The 3,480-nt window shown below is 42.6% G+C and carries 2 protein-coding genes; both read right to left on the bottom strand.

All coding sequences use genetic code 11. From position 1 onward, the window contains the following. Positions 1-236: 236 nt before the first annotated feature. Positions 237-1,982 carry an Ig-like domain-containing protein gene (locus tag ACTRWI_RS22100; RefSeq protein WP_499133849.1) on the bottom strand — a complete coding sequence of 582 codons (1,746 nt, stop codon included), beginning with the start codon at positions 1,980-1,982 and terminating at the stop codon, positions 237-239. A 3-nt stretch (positions 1,983-1,985) separates the two neighbouring features. Beyond that, positions 1,986-2,798 (bottom strand): porin family protein, encoded by an 813-nt coding sequence (locus tag ACTRWI_RS22095; RefSeq protein WP_499133848.1) that lies wholly within the window; start codon positions 2,796-2,798, stop codon positions 1,986-1,988. Between the last annotated feature and the right edge of the window lie 682 nt (positions 2,799-3,480).

The raw sequence follows: 3,480 nt of genomic DNA, 5'->3' as shown, positions 1-3,480 counted from the left end.
GGATCTAACAGCCCAAGAGTCTGAGCTGTTAGATATGTATGGTTTAGTCGTTGCTTAACCAGATCTCAGGTTAGTTATCTTCTTCTTTGCTTTATCCATATCGCCACCATTCCAATCGTTTCAAATGATCAGATCGCAGGCCTTGGAAAAGGTTCAACTAATTTAGGCAACAGCGCCTACTAAAAGTGCCAGATGTCGTTCTGGCACTTTTTGTCGTAAATTTAAATTATTGAGAATTAAGGAAGAGGAACGGCTAGAGTAGCATCTGAGACACAAGAGACATAAGCTCTCCCCGACGCCAGTGGTACGAAATCTACTTGATAATATCCGAAAGTAGGATTTAAACCAACGGTAATGCCGTTTCCTGCTTCGGATAGTTCTTTCGCCCAGTAGCGTACGCTAGTAGGCCAATTTCGCTCTTTGTACATATCACCATTTATCCAATACAACTCATCTCGTAGCTCAGCTATTGTTGGTAATCGCCAGTTACTACGGTCCCCAATTTGTAACTCGTTGTAGTGATCGCACATGTTATGAGCATCAGCATAGGTGAATTTGAGGAAGATTCCATCTGGCCCGTTTTCGCCTATTTCTCTTTCCTCCTCCGTAGAATCATTCGTAACATCATCAGTGTTGAGACTAAGGTAAGAAAAAGCTTTGGATGGCGAGTTGGTAAATACCTTACGGTAGCTTGACTCGTTGCTTGTCTCGACCTCGACAAGATCAAGGTAATCTTCAGCCAACGTCTTTACTAGGATATCCTCTGAATCTTCAAAGATTTCTCCATCAAAGAGTAATGTTCCATAAATCGTCGAGTTACCCTTCTCATGTCCGGTTACTTTTCCGGAAGAGGCGTCTATGCTCAAAACATCTCCGTCTGACTCCGTCCAGGTCAATAGGCGATGTCGTATCACGTTGATAATACTATTATCAGAGAAGGTTACTTTTGCATAAAATTGTCTCGTATGATTACTAATTAATATGTCACCGTTTGGCGTCACTTCAGGAGTCTCAGGAACCCAATCCACTTCAAGGGATACTGGTACGGCGTCGGTAACCGCCAATGTGGTTGACTCTTTCCATATACCCCCATCAACAGTAAATGAAGCCGTGATGGTCGTTATACCAGCCTTATTTCCTGTTGCTAGTCCTTTGATACGGTCTATAGATGCGACATACTCGTCCGATGACTTCCAAATTACAAATTCATCTTCAGTTATATCGACAACACTACCGTCAGTGAGCGACATAACAGCGATGAATTGTTTACTGAATCCATTAGCAACTGACTCATCTAGAGTTGTCAGCTTAAATGATTCAGGTATAGGAGCACTAACCGTCAACTTAGTTGATTCTTCTAATGAAACGCCATTGATTGAGACCGAAGCCGTAATGGTCGCTTCACCAATAGCAACCCCCTTCGCGCGCCCAAAAAAGCGGTCTATCGTGGCTACACCATCGTCCGATGACTCCCAAAGTAACGATTTTTCTTCAGTTAAATCGAAAACACTACCATCTGAGAAAGCCAACTTAGCGATAAATTGCTTACTCAAACCAACACCGACGGTCTCATCTTGTGGCGTTAGTAGGAGAAATTCTGGAACAGCAGCGGTGACCATCAGCGTGGTTGAGTCTGTAAACGGAACGCCGTTAAATTCACCCGAAGCGGTAATGGTGGTTGTACCAGCACTGTGTCCCATAGCAATTCCTGTAGCGTTGTCTATAGTCGCAACGCTCGTTTCCGATGATGTCCAAGATAACGCTTCATCTTTAGTTACATCTACAGCAGTACCGTCATCCATAATCAACACAGCAGTAAATGACTTGCTCAGCCCAATAGGGAATGATTCATTTACAGGCGTCACTTGCAGTGACTCCGGCACAACGGTCGGCTCGTGAGCGCCGTCTGAATTACAACCTGTTATGACAAAAAACAGCAAAAGCGCTGCTTTTTTAAATAGTGATTCAAAATAGATATTCATAGGCTACTCTAGGCCTCCAATATTGTTGATGGTTATTTCTACTTGGCGATTTTGAGTTCGCCCCTGGTCTGTATTATTAAAGGCAATAGGATGATATTCTCCCTCACCTCGAAACTTAATTTGTTCTTGAGAGTCTGAGATAACTGTTGCTGCCCCTGTAACTGGTAGCTCTTCAATGACAGGTAGCTCCTTATGAGATGATTCGACTATGGTCGGTTGAGGAGCATCTCCAAGCGTATAAGTCAGACTCGCTAATATTCCATAACTGTCATATTTACCCAGATTGGAATTACCAATGGCATCAATGTACTGATAGCCGACTGACAATTGGACGTTAGGCGTGAATACATAGTTAACACCTACTTCACCGATAGGTGAAAAACCAGCCGCATCACTGCTAAAAAATGCAAGTTGTGTTTTTTCCATCTCCCAATAGGCAATACCGAGTCGACCATACAAACTTAAGTTATCTTGCAAGTACCAATCATAGCGAAGCGCACTTTCAATTAACCATGTTTTGATGTCAACCGACGCAGCATCCGCCTCTAATTTTTCGTGATATTGATAGCCAAGATCCCAGCTCCAAGATGGAGTGAGCTTCAGTCCACCGTATACTCCTAGAATATTAGTGTGAGGGTTTGAATGGTCATAACTATCGTCTAGAGACCACTGATGTCCGCTTTTTAAACCAATAAAAAACTGACGTTGGCTCTGGTTTCCTTCCCAAGTACTACTGTTCATATCTGTCTGCGCTGCCAAAGTAGGAGCGAACATAGCAGAGACTAAAACTAATGGAGGCGCTAAGATTTTTTTCATTACACATTTCCTTCTAACTAATTTAGAAGTTTCAACCTTGCGGACTTTTAAACGCCAAGAGAAACGTAGTGAAGATATAAGAAAGCTATCATCAAAAATCGTACCTATTGAGCGCAGCACCTAAATACATCAGAAAAACTTTAGAAGTAACTTAAAAGGTAGTGAGGTTATGTTTCGTTTACAATTTAGACCTCTGGCGTCTTGGCCTATAAACTGTATGAGTGGATTTGTTATGCATTTAGGGAGTCACGCTGATTTCTACAATGAAGTCGGTTTGCCGGGTATGGTTGAATGGCTCATTTCTATATATTTAGATGACAACGTCTCAGAGGGGATGCCGTCTTATTAATGATTTTCAATGAACTTGGCTTTCACAGTAGAATGCTGCATGTCCGCGTCCTACTTGAAGGTGCAGGTATCTGTACCTGAAGAATCTCTGTCATTCTAGATACAAGTGAGCCTGCGACTTCTAGTAATGTCACATCGAGAAAACTTTGGTAGCGGAGGTGAATGCTGCTCTTTAGGCTTTCTCAGTCAAATGCTCGATGAGCGTCTGAGCCTTAGAAGGTGGACTCTGGCTCCCGCCATTCTTAGATTTCAGTTTTTTAGATAGAACCTAATTACTGGAATGAAGAGCAACAGTAGGTTTATGCACACGAAGACCTTTAGAGAGCATAACTGG

This window comes from Pseudoalteromonas sp. G5_S1_14_S5 (genome assembly GCF_054968605.1).
This window is presented reverse-complemented; position numbering and strand designations above follow the sequence as displayed.